The 18881-nt window shown below is 64.6% G+C and carries 16 protein-coding genes; 13 read left to right on the top strand and 3 right to left on the bottom strand.

Going from position 1 to position 18881, the window contains the following annotated elements; genetic code table 11:
* Positions 1-79: 79 nt before the first annotated feature.
* The 4 genes from CKO23_RS03145 (at position 80) to CKO23_RS03130 (ending at position 8462) form a co-directional block, all read left to right on the top strand.
* Positions 80-1591: an IS4 family transposase gene (locus CKO23_RS03145; protein WP_242482175.1), complete on the top strand. Its 1512-nt coding sequence runs from the start codon at positions 80-82 to the stop codon at positions 1589-1591.
* Positions 1592-1994: 403 nt separating this feature from the next.
* Complete coding sequence (locus tag CKO23_RS03140) at positions 1995-3287, top strand: OmpP1/FadL family transporter (protein WP_200328290.1); 1293 nt, start codon at positions 1995-1997, stop codon at positions 3285-3287.
* A gap of 588 nt (positions 3288-3875) precedes the next feature.
* Positions 3876-5108: an EAL and HDOD domain-containing protein gene (locus tag CKO23_RS03135; protein WP_200328289.1), complete on the top strand. Its 1233-nt coding sequence runs from the start codon at positions 3876-3878 to the stop codon at positions 5106-5108.
* A gap of 414 nt (positions 5109-5522) precedes the next feature.
* Positions 5523-8462, top strand: a complete 2940-nt coding sequence (locus CKO23_RS03130; RefSeq protein WP_200328288.1) for a sensor domain-containing protein — start codon at positions 5523-5525, stop codon at positions 8460-8462.
* A 219-nt stretch (positions 8463-8681) separates the two neighbouring features.
* Here CKO23_RS03130 and fliW read toward each other — a convergent pair whose 3' ends face one another.
* Positions 8682-9110: a flagellar assembly protein FliW gene (gene fliW, locus CKO23_RS03125; protein WP_200328287.1), complete on the bottom strand. Its 429-nt coding sequence runs from the start codon at positions 9108-9110 to the stop codon at positions 8682-8684.
* Between the two features lie 313 nt (positions 9111-9423).
* Here fliW and CKO23_RS03120 point away from each other — a divergent pair, with 313 nt between their 5' ends.
* From CKO23_RS03120 to CKO23_RS03110, 3 genes are all read left to right on the top strand, one after another.
* Positions 9424-11178 (top strand): glycosidase, encoded by a 1755-nt coding sequence (locus tag CKO23_RS03120; protein WP_200328286.1) that lies wholly within the window; start codon positions 9424-9426, stop codon positions 11176-11178.
* A gap of 80 nt (positions 11179-11258) precedes the next feature.
* The gene (locus CKO23_RS03115; RefSeq protein ID WP_200328285.1) at positions 11259-12065 is read left to right on the top strand and encodes an HAD-IIB family hydrolase; all 807 of its coding nucleotides are present in this window, start codon (positions 11259-11261) and stop codon (positions 12063-12065) included.
* A 173-nt stretch (positions 12066-12238) separates the two neighbouring features.
* Positions 12239-12700, top strand: a complete 462-nt coding sequence (locus CKO23_RS03110; RefSeq protein ID WP_200328284.1) for a DUF302 domain-containing protein — start codon at positions 12239-12241, stop codon at positions 12698-12700.
* A 53-nt stretch (positions 12701-12753) separates the two neighbouring features.
* Here the strand turns inward: CKO23_RS03110 and CKO23_RS03105 are convergent, their stop codons facing one another.
* Together CKO23_RS03105 and ampD are read right to left on the bottom strand one after the other, a co-directional pair.
* Positions 12754-13317, bottom strand: coding sequence for an IS1096 element passenger TnpR family protein (locus CKO23_RS03105; RefSeq protein ID WP_200328283.1), 564 nt, complete (start codon positions 13315-13317; stop codon positions 12754-12756).
* 69 nt (positions 13318-13386) lie between these two features.
* Positions 13387-13959, bottom strand: a complete 573-nt coding sequence (gene ampD / locus CKO23_RS03100) for a 1,6-anhydro-N-acetylmuramyl-L-alanine amidase AmpD (RefSeq protein ID WP_200328282.1) — start codon at positions 13957-13959, stop codon at positions 13387-13389.
* Between the two features lie 508 nt (positions 13960-14467).
* Between ampD and CKO23_RS03095 the strand changes: the two genes are divergently transcribed.
* From CKO23_RS03095 to CKO23_RS03070, 6 genes are all read left to right on the top strand, one after another.
* The gene (locus CKO23_RS03095; protein WP_200328281.1) at positions 14468-15439 is read left to right on the top strand and encodes an SLAC1 anion channel family protein; all 972 of its coding nucleotides are present in this window, start codon (positions 14468-14470) and stop codon (positions 15437-15439) included.
* Positions 15440-15458: 19 nt separating this feature from the next.
* Entirely contained in the window at positions 15459-16310 is an 852-nt protein-coding gene (locus CKO23_RS03090; RefSeq protein WP_200328280.1) for an OmpA family protein, read from the top strand.
* 147 nt (positions 16311-16457) lie between these two features.
* Complete coding sequence (hisB, locus tag CKO23_RS03085; protein WP_200328279.1) at positions 16458-17063, top strand: imidazoleglycerol-phosphate dehydratase HisB; 606 nt, start codon at positions 16458-16460, stop codon at positions 17061-17063.
* Positions 17064-17115: 52 nt separating this feature from the next.
* Entirely contained in the window at positions 17116-17859 is a 744-nt protein-coding gene (gene hisA / locus CKO23_RS03080; protein WP_200328278.1) for a 1-(5-phosphoribosyl)-5-[(5-phosphoribosylamino)methylideneamino]imidazole-4-carboxamide isomerase, read from the top strand.
* A gap of 33 nt (positions 17860-17892) precedes the next feature.
* Positions 17893-18288 carry a phosphoribosyl-AMP cyclohydrolase gene (hisI, locus tag CKO23_RS03075; protein WP_200328277.1) on the top strand — a complete coding sequence of 132 codons (396 nt, stop codon included), beginning with the start codon at positions 17893-17895 and terminating at the stop codon, positions 18286-18288.
* Positions 18289-18303: 15 nt separating this feature from the next.
* Complete coding sequence (locus CKO23_RS03070) at positions 18304-18630, top strand: phosphoribosyl-ATP diphosphatase (protein WP_200328276.1); 327 nt, start codon at positions 18304-18306, stop codon at positions 18628-18630.
* The last annotated feature ends 251 nt before the right edge of the window (positions 18631-18881 follow it).

Raw genomic sequence — 18881 nt, 5'->3', positions numbered from 1 at the left:
TTGTTTATTAAGGAATAATGTCCTCAAAAATGGTAAAATGTCATGTGCTTGAATCATGACAACCACTCAAGAGGCCACGATGAAGACGCCCACATCCCAGACGGCGCTGCCAAGTCTCACCAGCGGTTTCCTGAGCGAGACGCAGACCCTGGCGGATAACCTGTTCGCCGATCTGTGGCGCGACTTGGGGCTCTCGGCGCTGCTCACGAAGCTAGGCTTTCACAAACGCAGTGGCCTGGCGGCGGCGCAGATCGTCTATCTCCTGTTGATGTGGGTGTGGGTTGGGCGCGAGAGCATCGCCCTGTTCGCACGCCAGTCGCTGCGCCGTTTCACCGCGGCCAACAAGGACGCGCTCTATGATGTCCTGGCCCGCGAAGATCTCAATTGGCGCGCCTTTCATGGCGCGGTGGCGCTCAAGGTCTATCGCGCCGGTCGCTTCAAGGACAGCCGCCTGCGTGCCTACGTCTTGGACGACTCGGTGAAGACGCGCCGAGGTAAGCGCCTGGAAGGGGTCTCGCGGCACTTCGATCATCTCAGCGGACGCACCGTCAAAGGCCAGCAGATCCTCACGCTGGGCGTGGCCACGCAGGAGACGTTCCTGCCCCTGGATAGCGACATTTACATCAGCAGCAAAGGCGCACATCCGCTGAAGGCTGGCTTTCGTGATGGACGCAGCGTCGAGGCGCGTCGCTACGCCGACGCGCGGGATCGCACCAAGCCGCAGTTGGCCGCGGACATGCTGCGACGCGCGCAGCGCCAGGGATTGGATGCCGATGTGCTGTTGGCCGATGCCTGGTTCGGGACCAAGACCATGATCAAGACGGCGTTGGATCTCAACCTCACGGCGATCGTGCGGATGAAGAAAAACACGATGAAGTATCGCCTCACGACCTGGAAGGACGGGGCACAACACACCCAACTCTTGGACGCCCAAGGGCTGTACCGTCACAGCGTGCGCAAGCACTGGCAAACCCTCAAGGGCGTGCCCTATCAAGCCTATTGCCTGGATGTGGAGCTGAGCGTGGACAGCGACGGCGAGGTGGCGTGGATCCCGGTGCGTCTGCTCTTTGTCCGCGGCCTCAGCCAAGACGCTGACGGCCCCGCTGGGGCGAACCGTTGGGCACTGTTCCTGAGCACCGATCGCGCCCTCTCCCCGGCAACCATCTTGGAAACCTACGCCTTGCGCTGGAGCATTGAGGTCTACTTCAAGGAAGCCAAGCAGTATTTGGGCTTGCTCTGGGAGCAAACCGAGACCTTCGCCTCCCACGTGGCCTCGATTCACTTGACCGCCGTGCGCTATTGCCTGCTGGTGCTCGGACAACTGCAGGGCGCCGGGGGGCGCGTCTGCGAGGTCCGCGCCGCCATCGGCGAGCAGCTCACTCACCTGGATTTCGCCAAGCGACTGTGGGGGTTTTTTCGAGCATTGATCGCCGAGGCCGTCGACGGACTCCAGGAGACGCTCGGGGACGCCACCGCCGTGGTGATGAGCGCCATCGATGAGCAGGTGCAGCGCTTCTTTGTCCAGGCATTACAACTCGATGACTTCACCCTCCAGTTGGAGGGCGCAGAGCCTGATTCTATGGAGGCATGAGACCGTCACTATGGCGAATTTCAACTCCGAAACGTGAGATAGAGTTCTCAGCGGCCAAGCAGGTCCGAATGGAACATGGAAGACAGTGTTTTCCGAGGCTTCAGGCAAGCTCTCGAGGAAGCGCGACGGGCCAAGTCGATGTTTCGCCGCAGTCACGCGGATAACCGCTTCGAATTGGATCGGCGCGGTTCGTCCATCAGGTGTCGCCAACCTCGGCGATTCGCAAGGGGCCGGAGTGGCGTCTCTTATGGCATGCGCGCGGGGGTTGGTAGAGCCAATGGTGAGCACGGGGAGCGCCACCATGGCTCGCGGCTCGGGGTGCTGTCAGCACTCAGCAGGAATGAACGGGATCCTTCGAAGGCCATCAGCTCCACTCTCAATGAATGACCTAAGGAAGCGCCTCATGATCAATTGCAGGATCACCCGTTCGGTCGCGCTGCTGTTCGCAGCCGGCGTGGTCGGAATTCAGGCGCCCGTCCAGGCGGGCGGGTTCATGCTGCCGGAGACCTCGGTGGCGGGTATCGGCACCACCAATGCGATGGTCGCCAATCCCGAGGAGACCGGCGCCTTCAGCTATAACGCCGCGGCCATGGGCTTTCACGACAGCTCCAGCATCGCCTTGGGGGCGCTGCTGATCAGCCCCGACTTTTCGGTCGAGACGGCGAGCGGAACGCACGACAGCCAGGGCGCGGATTGGCTGGTCTTGCCCATGATCCAGGCCGCGCTCAAGGTCAACGAGCAATGGCGTCTCGGCTTTGGCATCAGCACGCCCTTCGGTCTGGAGACACGCTGGCGGGACGGCACCTTCCCCGCGGTGAGCGGGACCCGAACCCTGGCCGTGCCCGCGCCGCTGGACCCCCAGGTGCCGCTCGGGCACCCGACCACCAGCCAGCTCGAAGTGCTGGACTTCAGCCCGACGGCAACCTACCGGGTGAACGCGGACCTGAGCCTCTCGGCCGGCATGGACGTCTACTGGACCAAGACCGCGAAGCTCAATTCGACGGCGGGCTCGATGAGCGGCGACGGCACCGGGCTGGGCTTCAACCTCGGCGCCCTCTATCGCCATGGAGCCTGGAGCTTCGGTGCCTCTTACCGCTCCAGCTCGACCGTCGCGCTGAGCGGGGACTACGTCGCCTACAGCAGCACGCTCGTCTATCTGGGGCGCCAGGCGCCGAGCCAGAGGGCGGAGCTGGACTTCGATCTGCCTTGGCGGTTGCAGCTCGGGGCGCGCTATGCGGTGAACCCACGCATGGCGGTCGAGGTCGACGTGAACCGCACCGGCTGGAGCGCCTTCAATGATCTCAAGGCCACGGGGAACAACACCGGTGCGGTCATCTTCGCCGACCAGAACGATTGGGACGACGCCAATGCCTATCGGCTCGGCCTGACCTACCAGGTCCAGCCCCAGACCCAGCTGAGGTTCGGTTATACCTATGACGAGACCGGCCAGGGCGATGACCACTTCAGCGCCCGTGTGCCGGACAACGACCGGCACCTCTTCGGTCTTGGTCTCGCGCAATCGCTGGGTCAGGGCTACACCCTGGAGGCTGCCTACCTCTATGTGATGGCCGTGGATCGCGACTACCGCGGCAGCCGCGTCTATACCGGCTCAGACCTCAACGGCAGCACGGCGCTCAATGGCGACTACGCCATGGACGCCCACCTGATCGGCCTGCAGGTCACCAAGACCTTCTGAGGCGATGTGCGGGCAACAACAGCCCGCGCGATGCACCTTGTTCGCGGCGCCGAGGATCGGCGGGCGTGCCCATCGTCCCAGCGTCGAGCCTTGCGGGATGGGCACGTCCGCCCGGCGTCGAGGCCAAGGGCGAATCACCAGCGCTGACTCGGCCCATCCTGCCGAGCTGGCGGGTTTGCCTGGGTGTCAGGATGCGCCATCCGTCATGCCTGAGTCCCGCTGGTTCGACTCAGTCAGACATCTTCATCGAGGCCGGGTCGACTTCGCGCGGGTGCGGATCCTTCAGTGATGCCGATAGGCCGCGACCGGCGCCTGGAGGCGCATGTCTAAGCATGTCGAGGCTATCTGATCCCTGGCTTTGGGCGTAACCTGTCTTTGACCGAGCCCGTCATCGTTCCGATCGATGCCCTCCTGTTCAGGGGGTAGGGCCGGGCTGGGATGGTGAGCATGAAGGTGGTTCTGTTTCATGCCACGGCCTCGTGCCCCAGATGCGTGACTGCGATCACGACAGAGCCAGGGTGCCTTGGGCGAGCATGCTGCGATGCTGGTCTCGGCTCGCTTCCGTCTCTTTGACTCCTTCTCTCCATCATGACTGACATCTTTCTCGGCGTTCAGCCCATCTTCGATCGCGAGCGGCAGGTCGTGGCCTACGAGCTGCTCTTTCGCGACCAGCAAGGCGGTTTCGAAAGCAGCGGCGTCGACGGCGACTCGGCCAGCTCGCATGTCATTATCAACGCCTTCTCGGACATTGGCGCCGAGCGCCTGGGGCACGACAAGAAGCTGTTCCTGAATCTCACCGAAGGTCTGCTCGCCAGCGGTCTTGTCGAGACCCTCCCGCCCGATCGGGTCGTGTTGGAGATCCTGGAGAACGTGCGGATCACCCCGGAGCTGGTCGCCGTGGTCCAGAAGCTGGTGCACGCGGGATTCGAGATCGCGCTGGACGATTTCGTCTATCAGACCGAATGGGAGCCGCTGCTCAGGCTCAGTCACATCGTCAAGATCGACGTGCTGGGTGACGACGAAGATGCGATCCAGGCCAAGTTCGATTCCGTTGCCCAGCGCTTCCGGCCCAAGCTGCTGGCGGAGAAGGTCGAGAATCGCATCCAGTTCGTGCAGTGCCTCAACATGGGCTTCGATCTCTTTCAGGGGTATTACCTGGCCAGGCCGCACGTCATTTCCGGCAAGCGTCCTCAGGAGAACCGCTTGCAGATCCTGAAGATCCTGGCGCGTCTGCAGGATGACACCATTGGTCTGCAGGATGTCGAGCGCCTGATCAGTCAGGATGTGAGTCTCAGCTACCGGCTGCTGCGCTTCCTCGGCAGCGCGGGGATTTCGCAGGGGCGGCCCGTCCATACCCTGATGCAGGCCATCTCGCTCGTGGGACTGCGGACCATCCGCCAATGGGCGGCGCTCATCGCCCTCGGAAACCTGGGCTCGCACGGGCAGTACAGCTTCACGCGCGCCCTGACCTATGCACGCTTCTGCCAGATCGTGGGTGAGCACAATCTGCCCAAGGAGAAGGATGCCCTCTTTACCATTGGCCTCTTCGCCAATCTCGACGAGATCCTGGAAATCCCGCTGGCCTCGGCGTTGGAGCACCTGCCGCTCGACGCCGCGGTCAAGGGTGCCATTCTCAGGCATGAGGGGCCGCTCGGGCAGGTTCTGGCGAATGCCGTCCAATTCGAGTTGATCGATGAGCAGGGCACGCCGCCCCCGCCTGGGTTGGACCGGCAGCTTCTCTCCACCTATTTCCTCGAGGCCTTCGCTTGGGCGCAGGACGTCCAGTCTCAGATCTCCACGGCGACCCCCGCAAGCGCATGACGCTGGCTGCAGTCTGCCACGATAGCGGCAATGCCCCGTTGGTCACGGTGAGAACTGGTTCAAGTTTTGTCGTCATTCTGCCCGCTATAAAAACACCCTGAAATCGTTCGCGGCTCCGACCAGACTTACCGGTCTGGCGGTGGCTTGCGCATCAGACATTTGGTAGCTGAGCAGACGGCTTCCCTTTGAATGGGCGCCGATATTCGTCTTCGAGCAGAACCGTCGAGGAGCAGGCCGGAGCGGCTGGATGTGCTCTCGCGGCGGTGACCATGCGTTGCGAGGGATGATGCACATGGATCGGCTGGGACTGGGGCGATGCGCGGACGCTCGCCTGGAACACTCGATAACGGACTGGTGCGCGCCCATGGCAGGTGCGTCTCCACACCGCATCGCCGGCCTTGCCGGCGCAGACCCATGACCGGGTCCGGCGCTCCCGAGGGACCGGCCGACGCGCAGCCCGCGGCGCCCGTGACCGGCGGCCTGGATCTGCTCGGCGACCCCGTGCTCCTGCTCGATCAGATGCTCCAGCTCGCCCAGGTCGGCGGCTGGCGGCTCGACCTGGCCTCGGGCTCCGTCGAGCCGCGGGCCGCCTGGTGCCACCTTCACGACGTGTCGCCTGGGGATCTGACGCTGGAGTGCTGGCTGGGGCTCGTCCATGCGGAGGACCGCTCGGGTCTGCGGCGCGCCATCGATCAGACCCTTGCACAGGGCACGACGCTGTCGGCGCGTTATCGCCTGCCGCACCCCGAGGGCGGCGCGCCACGCAGTATCGAACTGATCGGCCGGGTCTGTCGCGATCAGGATGGGCGGACCGCGGCGCTGTTCGGCACGGCCTTGGACGTGACCGAGCGGGTGCGGATGGGGGAGGCGCTCAAGGACTCCAAGGAGCACCTGCGCCTGGCCCTGAGGCTCTCGCGGACCGGTGTCTGGGACTGGAATCCCGCGACCGGCCAGGTCCGCTGGTTCGAGGGGACGGAGGCGTTGTGGGGGCTGCCGCCCGGTGTCTTTCGCGGCACCCATGAGGACCTGGTCTCCATGATCCACCCCCAGGACCTGCTGGCCTGGAAGGCGGATGTCAGCGCCTGCGTGGAGCAAGGAACGGAGCACAATCTCGAATTCCGTATCATCTGGCCGGACGGCTCCGTCCGCTGGCTCGGATCCTATGGCAACGCGGTGCGTGACGCGGCGGGCAAGGCCGTCCGCGTCGCCGGCGTGGTGCGCGACATCACCCGGCTCAAGCAGGCCGAGGATGAGCAGTCCAGGTTTTTCAGCCTCTCGCTGCATCTCTTTCTCATCGCCGACGGGGCCGGCGCCATCCAGAGGATCAATCCGGCCTGGACCGAGATCCTGGGATACGGCAAGGACGCCCTGGTTGGGCGCTCTTTCTTCGATCTGCTTGCGCCGGCTGACGTCGAGGCGACCCGCGCCGAGTTCATGGCGGTGGCGGACGGGCGTGACAGCCGCTGCTTCGCGACCCGTATCCGGTGCGCGGATGGCCGCATTCGCACCCTCGTCTGGTCGGCGACCGGGCAGCCCGAGTCGGGCCTGGTCTATGCCACCGGGCAGGACATCACCGCGCGGCGCGAGAGCGAGACCCAGCTCCTGCATGCGGCGGTGCGCTACCGCGAGCTGATCGATCACATGAACGACGGCGTTTGGGTCTACCGCGCGCTCGATGGCGGTGAGGATTTCGCGCTGGTCTCGCTCAATCCGGCGGCGGCCGAGATCGCTGGCGTCCGCGCGGAGCAGGTGGAGGGCCACCGGGTGCGCGAGGTCTTTCCCGGCCTTGCCGGCAGCGGTGTCTTCGATGTGCTCAGGCGGGTCCATCGCACGGCGCGGGCGGAGGCGGTACCGATGGCCCGCTATGTGGACGCGCAGCGCGATCACTGGATCGAGGGCCACGTCTACAAGCTGCCGTGCGGCGATCTGGTCGGTGTCTTTGCCGATGTGACCCAGCGCAAGCTGGCCGAGCAGACGGTGCGGGATGCGCACGCGCGCCTGGAGTCCCTCGCCTACTACGACCAGCTCACCGGGCTGCCGAACCGTCGTCTGCTGCTCGATCGGCTCCAGCAGGCCATCGCGGTGGCCGAGCGCGAGCACTCCCACCTTGCGATCTGCTACCTGGATCTGGACGACTTCAAGCCCGTCAATGATCGCCTTGGTCACGAGGTCGGCGATGCCCTGCTGCGCGCGGTCGCCGAGCAGCTGGCCGCGAGCGTGCGGCCTGGCGACACCGTGGCGCGCTGGGGTGGTGACGAGTTCGCCCTGCTGCTCACCGATATCACCAATTTGGAGGTCTGCGCCCAGACGCTGGACCGGGTCCTGCGCAACCTCTCCGAGCGCAAGCTCATCGCGCCCCAGACAACGCCCATCTCCGCCAGCATCGGCGTCACGCTCTACCCGCGCGATCACTGCGATGCCGATACCCTGCTGCGTCATGCCGATCACGCCATGTATCTGGCCAAGCAGCGCGGCCGGAACAACTACCAGTTCTTCGACCCCGACGAAGACCGTCTGGTCGCCGCCAATCGGGCGCTGCTGCGCGGCATCGCCAAAGCGATCGACACCCATGAGCTGCGGCTCCTCTACCAGCCCATCGTCAACATGCGCACGGGTGCGGTCGAGGCCCTGGAGGCGTTGGTGCGGTGGCAGCATGCGCAGCGCGGCCTCCTCCCACCGACCGACTTCATCCCCTCCATCGAGGGGATCGAGCTGGCGCGCCGACTCGACCGTTGGGTGCTGCGGCAGGCCCTGGCCCAGCAGGCGCGTTGGATTGCCAGCGGATTGCGGCTGCGGCTCCTCATCAATCTCTCGGCGCACTCGCTCATGCGACCCGAACTCATGCAAGAGGTTTTGGCGCTGATCGGAGAGCATCCCGGGGTTCAGGCCAGGGACATCGCGTTCGAGATCACGGAGACGGCGGCCTTGGACGATCTGGAGGTCGTCAGCTCGGTCATTCGCCAGGCCGAGCTCCTCGGCATCGACTTCGCGCTGGACGACTTCGGCACTGGCTATTCGTCACTGACCTACTTTCGGCGTCTGCCTGCTCGGGTGCTCAAGATCGACCGCAGCTTCGTGCGCGACATGCTGAACAACCGGGAGGATCGGGATATCGTCGAGGGCGTCATCGGGCTCGCGCGGGCGTTCGGCCGGGAGGTCATCGCCGAGGGCGTGGAGAGTCTGGAGCACGGGCGTCTGCTCATGCAGCTGGGATGCGAGCGCGCCCAGGGCTATGGCATTGCGCACCCGATGCAGCCGAACGCGGTCCTCGATTGGGTGCGCGGCTATTCCCAGCCCGTCGCCTGGCGCTCGCCTGATCGGGATGAAGTGCCCGGTCCGGGAGACCAGCCGTGAATGCCGCCGGCCTGCCGTCGTCTTGGCTGTCGCTTGTGGCCTCGCGATCCCTTTCAGCTCGGATGGGGCAAGGTCCGTGCGCGTGGCTCAGCTCCAACCTCGGCACGGGGATGATGGGCGCGCCTGTCGATCCTCAGTGCCCCGAGCAGAGCGCATCGCACGGGCTCATCCCATCCCACGGGATCTTGATTGTCGGTCTGTTGTTGCCCGGAAATCGGCTCAGTTCGAGATGCTCAGACCCACCTTCGGACTGACGATGGCCTTCTGCATGCCGATACGCTTCTCGACGTTGATAAGGATGGGCGCTGAAATGTTCGCGTGCAGCCCAGGCTTGGCGTCGGGGTCCGGCGCGTCCTGCTTCCAGAGCATGAGCAACACCACCACCTCGTCCGACGTCTCGACCTCGATGAGTGCCTGCTCCTCGTCGGAGAGTTCCAGCTCGTAGGTCAAGGAATAGAACCTCGGATCCACCAGCGTAAAGCTGATTTCGGGAGCTTCGACCGACTCCATCCAGTAGACGCGTCCGGACTCGGTGTCCGAGTAGAGCACGCGGTAGCGGGTCAGATCCTCGAATCCGGGGAGACCGCGGGGAAAGGTCACCTCTTTCGAGGCGTCCGAGTCGGAGAGGATGTTGGTCTTCTCGGTCATGCTCCGGTCCTCTTTCGCTGCTGTTGGTGGGTCGAATCGGATGGTGAGTTGCATCGGATCGATGAGTCGAATCGGACGTGCGCGTCGAAAGGCTTGCTCGGGCCGAGCGCCTTGCCATCGCCGCACCTTGCGCCAGGGGGAGTATAGGAGGTGCGCCCCGCTTCGACCATGCCTGTCGTTCACGCCGCGTAACACGCCTTGGTCCTCTTGGGGCGCTTCGCGCATGGCATTGATTGGGCTCGTGAAATTTCTCCGCGGTCTTTTCTGCGCCGCCAGTCTGTGCATAATGGAGCGCGAACAGGGGGGATACGCGATGAATATGGAAACGCGCGGCGCTCAAGAGTCGCTTCCGAACGGTGTCATGTTGAACGCCTATCCGGACAGCATCGGCGGCAAGCTGTCCGATATCGTTGGTCTGCTCAAGCGCCCGGAACTGGAGAAGGCGTTCGCGCTCTTCTACATCCTGCCGACCTTCTTCAACAGCGATCTGGATCGCGGGTTCTCGGTCATCGACTACGACCACAATCCGGAGCTGGTGTCACCCGAGGATCTAGAGGAGCTGAACAGGCTCGAGATCCTGTTCAAGTTCGATCTCGTGCTCAATCACCTCTCCGTGCGCTCGCCGCAGTTTCAGGATCTCCTGCGTCACGGGGACGACTCCGAGTACCGCGACTTCTTCATCGACTGGAACGCCTTCTGGGCGGAGCATGGCGAGCCGACCGCGGACGGGCATCTCATGCCCAAGCCCGAGTATCTCGAGAAGCTCTTCATGCGCAAGCCGGGCGCGCCCATCCTCAAGGTGCGCTTCCCGGATGGCTCGGACCGCCCCTACTGGAATACCTTCTATCAAGAGGTTCGCTACCGCGAGGTCTCGCCCGAGGACTTCCTGAGGGTCGAGGGTCTGTCCGACGCGGATGCCGCCGTGCTTGCTGACATGGTCAATGCCGCCATCCGCGAGAAGGCTGACCTCAATGGACTGCAGCTCAATGGCTACGCGAGTCTCAAGGACTCTGTGATCGCGATCGTCGAGCAGAAGCGGGACTATCTCGGGCAGATGGACCTCAATGCCCGCTCCGAGAAGGTCTGGCGCTTCTATGACGAGACGCTGCGCAAGCTGAGCGAATATGGTGCCAAGATCATCCGGTTGGATGCCTTCGCCTACCTGCACAAAGAGCCGGGAGAAGCCAACTTCTTCAACCGCCCCGGCACCTGGGACTATCTCGACCGCCTGCGGGGCCTCGCCGAGAAGCATGGTCTCATCGTCTTTCCGGAGATCCATGCCGAGTACGGCTGCGGTCTGCACGAAGAGGTGGCCGAGAAGGGCTTTCCGATCTACGACTTCTTCTTCCCCGGTCTGGTCATCGACGCCATCGAGCGCGGCACCAACGCGCATCTGCTGCGCTGGATCCAAGAGATCCGCGAGAAGGGTCTCAAGACCATCAATATGCTTGGCTGTCACGATGGCATCCCCGTGCTTGACCTGAGTGGCAAGGAGATCGATGGGACGGCGAGGCCGGGTCTGCTGGACGAAGAGCAGATCGAGGCCGTGATGCGCCGCATCATCGCGCGTGGCGGCCGGGTCAAGAGCCTCTATGGCCCGGACGGCAAGAAGATCTCCTACTACCAGGTCAATGCGACCTTCTTCAGCGCCCTTGGCGAGGACGAGCGCAAGCTCCTGCTGGCGCGCGCCATCCAGCTCTTCATGCCGGGTATTCCTCAGGTCTGGTATCTGGACCTCTTCGCCGGCAAGAACGACTATGCCGCGGCGGACAATGGAGGGGCAGCTGGACACAAGGAAATCAATCGCACCAACCTGACGGTCGAACAGGCCGAGGCGAGCCTCCAAGCGTCGGTCGTCCGGCAGCAACTGACCTTGATCCGGCTTCGCAACACCTCACCAGCCTTCCAAGGCGTCTTGGAGATCGCTCAAACCGAGCCGCATCTGCTGGAGTTGCACTGGACCCGCGACGGTCATCGCGCGAGCCTGCGCGCGGACCTTTGCCAGCACAGCTTCAGTGTCGAGCACGCGAGCCCATCCGGTTTGGAACGTCGACATGCGTACCTCTGATCGAGGCCGATTCGATTCCGCCGCGCACCAGCCGTCTTCGATGATGGTCAGGTGCGCGCCATTGCCACTGGAGAATGAGCATGAAGATCCTCGCGACCGACCTGGACAGGACGTTACTGCCGAACGGCCACTGGGAGAGCGATCCAGGCGCGATCGATCGCTTCAACGATCTGACGCACACGCAGGGCGTCACCGTCGTCTACGTCACCGGCCGCAATCTGGCGCTCGTGGAGCGGGCCATCGCCGAGTTCGGCGTGCGGCGCCCGGATTACCTGATCGGTGACGTCGGAACCTCGATCCGCCGGCTGCAGCAAGGCGCCTGGGTGCTCGACGAGGGCTGGGTCGCGCATGTGCGCGGGACCAGTCCGCGCTGGGACGCCGAGGCGGTTCGCGCGGCCGTGGCGGACATCCCCGGCATGGTCGAGCAGGAAGCCGAGCATCTGAATCCCTTCAAGCAGAGCTACTATGTCGATCACGCGCGCAAGGACGAGATCCTGAATCTGGTGCATGCGCGCGTCGAAGGCCGCTTCGACGAGGTCGTCGTCTATAGCTTCGATTCGCAGAACGGCAAGGGGTTGCTGGACTTTCTGCCACGCAGCGCGACCAAGCAGACGGCGCTCGAATACGTCGCCGAGGCGCTTGGCGTCGCCAAGGAGTTGGTCGTCTTTTGCGGTGACAGCGGCAATGACATCTTTCCGCTGACAGCCGGGTTCTCGGGTGTCTTGGTCCGGAATGCGGACGATCAACTCGTCGAGCAGGTGCGGGAGGCCATGGCCAGGAATCCGGCCCTCAAGGTCTATTTCGCCAAGGGCGACTTCATGGGCTTGAGCGGTTACTACACCAGCGGCGTCATCGAAGGTGCCTATCACTACGGACTCTTCGTCTAGACGCGCCCCGGTGCTTTGCACCGAGCGGTTTGAGTTCAGGGCTCAAGGTGTTGGATTGTCCCTGCAGTCCCTGCAGTCAGTGGCGTAATACGCGCCTGCATCACCCGCGAGCCTTGGCAGCGCGGCAAGGCGCCGCATCTTGACTGAACACACCCAAGAACCGGAGTCGCCCCATGAAGATCCGCCACATCCTCGCCCTTGTCCTCGGACTGCTCATCGCCTCGACCGCTTCGACCGCCTCAGCCGTCGACGGCGTGCTGACCGTCAAGAGCCCCTACAGCGCCAAAGCGACCATGGACCGCCTGGAGCAGATCGTCACCGAGCGCGGCCTCAAGGTCTTCGCCCGCATCGATCATGCCGCCGGCGCGGCCGCAGTCGGCAAGTCCCTGCGACCGACCGAACTCATCATCTTCGGCAATCCCAAGGGGGGAACCCCCTTCATGGCCTGCGCCCAGACCGTCGGCATCGATCTCCCGCTCAAGGCGCTGGTCTGGGAAGACGCGCAGGGTCAGGTCTGGCTCGGCTACGAGGATCCCGTCTACATCGCCCAGCGGCATGGCGTGCCGGACTGCCCGGTCGTCGAGACGCTGGGTCAGGCGCTGTCCGGTGTGGCGCAAGCCGTGGTCGCGGACTGATCCGAGCCCGCTGACGCGGCATCCGACGACAGGACGTCCGGCGCCTTGCCCCGTCAGCGGCAATACTTTCGCAGCAGCGCATTGATCTCATCGAGATCGAGCGCGTTCGGGTCGAAGGCGCCGCCCACCCATTCCAGGTAGTCCGCGTGCTCCTCGTGCTGCGGATCGGCGATGGCCTCCAGGAATCCGTAGTAGCCCCAGAGCCCGCCGACGTCTTCCGGCGGGCAGGCACCCTTGCCCTTGATGCACTGCGGCAGGGTGGTTTCGGGTCCGACGAACAGGGCCTTTTCCAGCGTGATCTTGTGGCGCCAGCCATCGCCGAAGTCGTACTCGTAGGTGATCCAGTCCTTCTCGTGCTCGAGCAGGTGGCTGAGCTTGTAGCGCGTCTCGTCCAGGATTTCCTCGAAGCCGAAGTCAGGATCCGGCACCCCGTAGAACGCGTTGTCCGCAACGAACTGATGGAGGTGCGCGCCGGTCCAGCCCATCGCGATCTGGATGGCGCGATGCACCTCTGGCAGAGGCGTGGCGCTGGCGATCAGTAAACGCCGCCAAATCGGCGGCTTGGCCCCGACAAGGCCGATCTTGAGCTGATAGGCTTTGGTTCGCGTTGCGGTCACGCTACGTTCCCCCTTTCGATTTGATGCCAGTGGTCTGGCGGTGTGTTATCTGCGTCATGATCGAACGGATCAGGATTCGGAGCCCTGCTCCAGGATGGCGGCCCGGAATCGGGGCCAGTCGAAGGCAGGGCCGGGGTCGGTCTTGCGGCCGGGTGCGATGTCGCTGTGCCCGGTGATTCGCTCGGGCGTGACTGCTGGATAACGGCCCTGGATGTGTCGCGTGCAGTCGATCAACGCCTGGTACTGGAGGTGCGTGTAGGGGATGTGGTCGGCCCCCTCCAGCTCGATCCCGATGGAGAAGTCGTTGCAGCGCTCGCGATCCTGAAAACAGGAGACGCCGGCGTGCCAGGCGCGCTCCTCGAAGGGCACGTATTGGATCAGCCGCCCGTCGCGGCGAATCAGCAGGTGCGCGGAGACGCGAATCTGCGCGATGGGGGCGAAGTAGGGGTGGGCGCTCGGGTCGAGGCGGTTGAGGAAGAGGTCGTCGATCCAATCGCCCGCGAACTCGCCGGGGGGCAGGCTGATGTTGTGGATGACCAGGAGGTCGATCTCGGTCTGCGCCGGACGGCTGTCGAGGTTTGGCGATGGGCGTCGCTCGGCAGTGGCGAGCCAGCCCGCCGGGTCGATCGGGTTCGTGTGCATTTCAACAAGGCAAGGCCGCTGGGCCTGATGCCTCTCCTTTGGCGGATGGGTGGCCCGACTGTCATGATCAGGGCGGCGCAGGCTCGGCAGGCGATCGCCTTGCCGTCCAGTCTGTCCTGACCCCTCTGTCGTTGTGTCCGCGGGCGGGGGCCAGCGGTCCGCGGGGCTTGGCGCATGCCCCTCGTCGGTCCGCGCAGCCACCCCGGTGGCTATGCTAGCGCAGTTCGCGCCCAACCGCGCAGGTCCGTGGGATCCAGGTCCGCTCCAGTGCGGCGCCTGTCCTCGACGTCGTGATGCCCTGGATCCTCGGGCGCGCCTCGTGACACACCGCCCGTCCGCGGAGCGTCGATAAAACCTAGCTGCGTACTCTGATGTTTATCAATGCGCCCCGCGCCCTCGTCGGCATAGACTGCGCCGTAATCCAAACCCTATCCGTCAGGCTTTCACGGCTGTTCTGCGTCTAGTCCGCCGACAGCGGGATCGCCGTTTCGGTGTTACCGGAGCTCAAATGACAACACCAACGCAAGCGACGGCGCGCGTCGCCTTCTTCCCCATCTCCTTCTTCGCCATGGTGATGGGGCTTTCCGGGTTGACCATCGGCTGGGAAAAGGCTCAGTCGATCCTGAAGCTCGATCTGGGCATCAGCCCTTGGCTGGTTGGCGCAACGGCAACGCTCTTCCTGGTGCTCGCCGCGCTCTACGGCACCAAGCTCGTCTTCTATCGGGAATTCGTGATCAAGGAGCTGAGACACCCGGTCAAGCTCAACTTCTTTCCGACCATCTCCATCAGCCTGCTGCTGCTCGCCATCGCCTTCTTGGGGCTGATGCCTCAGGTCAGCCGGGTGCTGTGGATGCTGGGAACGAGCCTGCACCTGCTCTTCACGCTCTACGTGGTGAGCGTCTGGATCCATCACGAGCACTTCCAGATCCATCACATGAACCCGGCCTGGTTCATTCCCGCGGTGGGCAATGTGCTGGTGCCGGTCGCCGGGGTGCCCCTGGGGTTTCCGGAGATCTCCTGGTTCTTCTTCAGCGTCGGCATGCTGTTCTGGCTCATCCTGATGACCATCATCTTCAATCGGGTGCTCTTTCATCACCCCATCGAGGATCGTCTCATGCCGACCCTCTTCATCCTGATCGCGCCGCCGGCGGTGGGCTTCATCGCCTACATGCGGCTCGTCGGCGAACTGGATACCCTGGCGCGCGTGCTCTATTTCAGCGCCTTTTTCCTGACCCTGCTGCTCTTCACCCAGGCCGGGAGGTTCCTCAAGCTGAAGTTTTTCCTCTCCTGGTGGGCCTATTCCTTCCCCCTGGCGGCATTCAGTATCGCCAGCATGGTGATGTTCGAGCGCACCGGTACGGCCGTCTATCTCTATCTGGGGGTAGGCATGCTCACCATGCTGACCGGCATCGTGCTGATCCTGCTGACGGCGACGGGCATGGCGGTCCGCAAGCACAACATCTGCCTTCCCGACCATTGAAGCGCCAGGAGCCGAAGACATGTCAGAGAAAACAGAAAACCTCATGAGCGATACCGCGCCGGCGCCGCGGTCCTGGGCGCCCCTTGTGGTCGTCTATCTCCTGTCCATGTTCGCCGCCGGGCTTGGTCTGGTGTACGTCGTCGGCGTCGAGCGGCCGGCTGCGGCGGGTGAACAGGCCGCTGCGACTGAGGGCGAGCCTCCGGCGTCCGCCGGCACGCCCGCGACGTCTGCGCAGGTGGTTTCCGTGAGCGCTGAACAAGTCGCCGCGCTGGACGAAAGGACCCAGTTCTTGGGGGCCGAGCTGACGGCGGCCCGGGGTCGCATCCAGACGTTGGAGCGGGAGCTGGTCTCGTTGAAGGAGCAGCAAGTGGGTCTGCTCGAGACCGAGCGGGCGCGCATCGCGAAAGAGCTCAAGACCCTGGCCGCCGAGCGGACGACCACTGTGACGGACTCGCGCCAGGCGGTCGATGCCACGCTCGCGGCCGCGCTGGCCAAGCTCGGCGCTGAGTCCACCGCCGAGGGTGTGCGGATCACGCTGGCCGAGTCCGAGCTGCGTTTCCAGCCCGGCAAGGCCACGCTCGGCTCCGGCGAGCCGGCGGCCTTGGGCGAGGTCGCCCGAGTGCTCCAGCAGCGTCCCAATCTGAGGGTGGTGCTGCGCGGTCATACGGACAGCTCGGGTGATGCCGAGGCCAACCTCGCGCTCTCCGAGCGGCGGGCGCTTGCGGTGCGTGACGCCCTCGTCGGCCTGGGTGTCGGGGAGGTGCGCATCCGGGCTCAAGGGGTCGGCGAGGCGAGCCCGATCGCCGCGAATACGAGCGCTGAAGGCCGCGGCCGCAACCGTCGCGTCGAGGTCTTCTTGACGCAACCCTGAGCGACGCGGGAGGGAAGCGGCGCAAGGATGTGCCGCCGACGCCGTGGCGCGCCTCGGGTATGGCGCGCACCCGCGCGCCTCGGACCGCTTATGAATCAGGTCGCTGCTGTGGTTTAATGCGGGTTTAGGGCAGCAGACGACACTTCGATGGCTCTCGAACACTCCCGCCGACGGGTCGAGGTCGAGCGCAATACGCTCGAAACCCAGATCCGCATCGCGCTCGACCTGGACGGTACCGGCCGTTCCAATTTCCAGACCGGTGTCCCCTTCCTGGAGCATATGCTCGACCAGGTCGCCCGTCATGGCTTGGTCGATCTCGACATCCAGGCGCAGGGCGACCTGCACATCGATGCCCACCATACGGTCGAGGACGTCGGCATCACCCTGGGTCAGGCACTGAGCAAGGCGCTTGGCGACAAGCGCGGCATTCGCCGCTACGGGCATGCCTATGTCCCGCTCGACGAGGCCCTGTCGCGTGTCGTCATCGATCTATCCGGACGTCCCGGTCTGACCTACGGGGTCGCCTATACCCGCGGGGTCATCGGCACCTTCGATGTGGACCTCTTCCAGGAATTCTTCCAGGGTCTGGTCAACCACGCGGGCATGACGCTGCACATCGACAACCTGCGCGGCACCAACGCGCATCATCAGGCGGAGACCATCTTCAAGGCCTTCGGCCGAGCGCTGCGCATGGCGGTCGAGCCGGATCCGCGCATGTCGGGCATCACGCCCTCGACCAAGGGCGCGCTCTGAGTCCGCGTCGCGTCTTGCCCCTTCACCGAAGAGCTTAGGAGAGTACTCACAGGTGCTGTTGATTCCCGCGATCGATTTGAAAGACGGCCGCTGCGTGCGGTTGCGCCAGGGCCGCATGGACGACGAGACCGTCTTCTCGGACGACCCCATCGACATGGCCGGGCGCTGGGTGCGCGCCGGGGCGCGTCGTCTCCATCTGGTCGACCTCAATGGCGCCTTCGCCGGCGAGCCGGTCAACGGGGAGGCCATTCGCGGGATCGCTGCCGCCTATCCCGATCTGCCGATCCAGGTCGGCGGCGGCATTCGCGACGAGGCGACCATCGAGGCCTATCTCGCTGCCGGCGTGACCTTCTGCATCATCGGCACCCAGGCGGTGAAGGAGCCGGAGTTGGTCGGGCGCGCCTGCAAGGCCTTTCCCGGACACATCATGGTCGGTCTCGACGCCAAGGACGGGCAGGTGGCCATCAAGGGCTGGGCGGAGATCACGCCCTATCGCGTCGAGGAGCTGGCCAGGCGCTTCGAGGGCGACGGTGTCTCCGCCATCGTCTATACGGACATCGGCCGCGACGGCATGTTGAGCGGACCCAATGTCGAGGCGACCCGGGCGCTGGCCTTGGGCATCGAGACGCCGGTGATCGCCTCCGGTGGTATCACGAGCATCGAGGACGTGCGCGTCCTGGCCGAGGCCGCGGCGTGCGGCATCACGGGCGCCATCACCGGACGGGCCATCTACGAGGGCACCCTGGACTTCGCCGCGGGGCAGCAGCTCGCGGATCGTCTCAGCGCCGGTGCCTGATCCCTTCACGACAGAGTCGAGACGAGACCCCCTATGAGCGACGATTGGCTCGATGCCATCAAGTGGGACGCGCACGGCCTGGTGCCGGCGATCGCCCAGGAGACAGCCACCGGGACCATCCTCATGATGGCCTGGATGAATCGCGAGTCGCTGCGCCTCACGCGCGAGACCGGCCACGCCGTCTACTGGTCCAGGTCGCGCGGGCGCCTTTGGCACAAGGGCGAGGAGTCCGGGCATCAGCAGGTCGTGCATGCGCTGCGCATCGACTGCGACGCCGACGTCGTCCTCATGGAGGTCGAGCAGAAGGGCGGCATCGCCTGTCATACGGGGCGGCACAACTGCTTCTATCGCGAGCTGGACGCCGAGGGGCGCTGGGTCGAGATCGCGCCGGTCCTGAAGGATCCGAATGCCATCTACAAGAAGACTTGAGCGGGGAGCGATGACATGAGCGATATCCTCGCGCGCGTTGCTGCCATCCTGGAGGAGCGCAAGGCGGCCGATCCTGGCAGCTCCTATGTCGCCAAGCTCTACGCTAAAGGCCTCGACGCCATCCTCAAGAAGATCGGGGAAGAGGCGACCGAGACCGTCATGGCCGCGAAGGACGGTGAGCCCGACAAGATTGTCTACGAGGTCGCGGACCTCTGGTTCCACACCCTGGTTCTCCTGGCGCACCAAGGGCTGGGGCCGGATCAGGTGCTCGCGGAGCTGGAGCGGCGTTTCGGCCTCTCCGGCCTGGCGGAGAAGGCTGGTCGCGGCGAGGGCGCCCGCTAGGTCTCGCCGCGCGAATCCGTGATCGGCCCGAACCTGCGCGACGACCGCGCCGCCAAGGTGTTTCAACGGGCGGCCGAGTCCGTCCAGCTTCGGGTGCGTCGATTTGTCGGGTTTTGCTGCCGAATCCGGTGTAAATAGGGTATTATTACCTATTGGCATCTCGGATGCGCGGATCCCCGAGTTTGCTTTTAGGGTACCTGTCCCGCTTGCCCAGCATTGGCATGGCCGCCGATCTCCTGTTTCTATCCCAC

This window comes from Thiocystis violacea (genome assembly GCF_016583565.1).
Classification (GTDB): Bacteria; Pseudomonadota; Gammaproteobacteria; order Chromatiales; family Chromatiaceae; genus Thiorhodococcus; species Thiorhodococcus violaceus_A.
Note: the sequence above shows the minus strand (reverse complement) of the source record. Positions and strands in the feature narration are given on the sequence as shown.

Bases quoted from the DNA above. Each gene is read 5' to 3' on its own strand.
- CKO23_RS03145 (WP_242482175.1), top strand. From the start codon at position 80: ATGAAGACGCCCACATCCCAGACGGCGCTGCCAAGTCTCACCAGCGGT.
- CKO23_RS03140 (WP_200328290.1), top strand. From the start codon at position 1,995: ATGATCAATTGCAGGATCACCCGTTCGGTCGCGCTGCTGTTCGCAGCC.
- CKO23_RS03135 (WP_200328289.1), top strand. From the start codon at position 3,876: ATGACTGACATCTTTCTCGGCGTTCAGCCCATCTTCGATCGCGAGCGG.
- CKO23_RS03130 (WP_200328288.1), top strand. From the start codon at position 5,523: ATGACCGGGTCCGGCGCTCCCGAGGGACCGGCCGACGCGCAGCCCGCG.
- fliW (WP_200328287.1), bottom strand. From the start codon at position 9,110: ATGACCGAGAAGACCAACATCCTCTCCGACTCGGACGCCTCGAAAGAG.
- CKO23_RS03120 (WP_200328286.1), top strand. From the start codon at position 9,424: ATGAATATGGAAACGCGCGGCGCTCAAGAGTCGCTTCCGAACGGTGTC.
- CKO23_RS03115 (WP_200328285.1), top strand. From the start codon at position 11,259: ATGAAGATCCTCGCGACCGACCTGGACAGGACGTTACTGCCGAACGGC.
- CKO23_RS03110 (WP_200328284.1), top strand. From the start codon at position 12,239: ATGAAGATCCGCCACATCCTCGCCCTTGTCCTCGGACTGCTCATCGCC.
- ampD (WP_200328282.1), bottom strand. From the start codon at position 13,959: ATGCACACGAACCCGATCGACCCGGCGGGCTGGCTCGCCACTGCCGAG.
- CKO23_RS03095 (WP_200328281.1), top strand. From the start codon at position 14,468: ATGACAACACCAACGCAAGCGACGGCGCGCGTCGCCTTCTTCCCCATC.
- CKO23_RS03090 (WP_200328280.1), top strand. From the start codon at position 15,459: ATGTCAGAGAAAACAGAAAACCTCATGAGCGATACCGCGCCGGCGCCG.
- hisB (WP_200328279.1), top strand. From the start codon at position 16,458: ATGGCTCTCGAACACTCCCGCCGACGGGTCGAGGTCGAGCGCAATACG.
- hisI (WP_200328277.1), top strand. From the start codon at position 17,893: ATGAGCGACGATTGGCTCGATGCCATCAAGTGGGACGCGCACGGCCTG.
- CKO23_RS03070 (WP_200328276.1), top strand. From the start codon at position 18,304: ATGAGCGATATCCTCGCGCGCGTTGCTGCCATCCTGGAGGAGCGCAAG.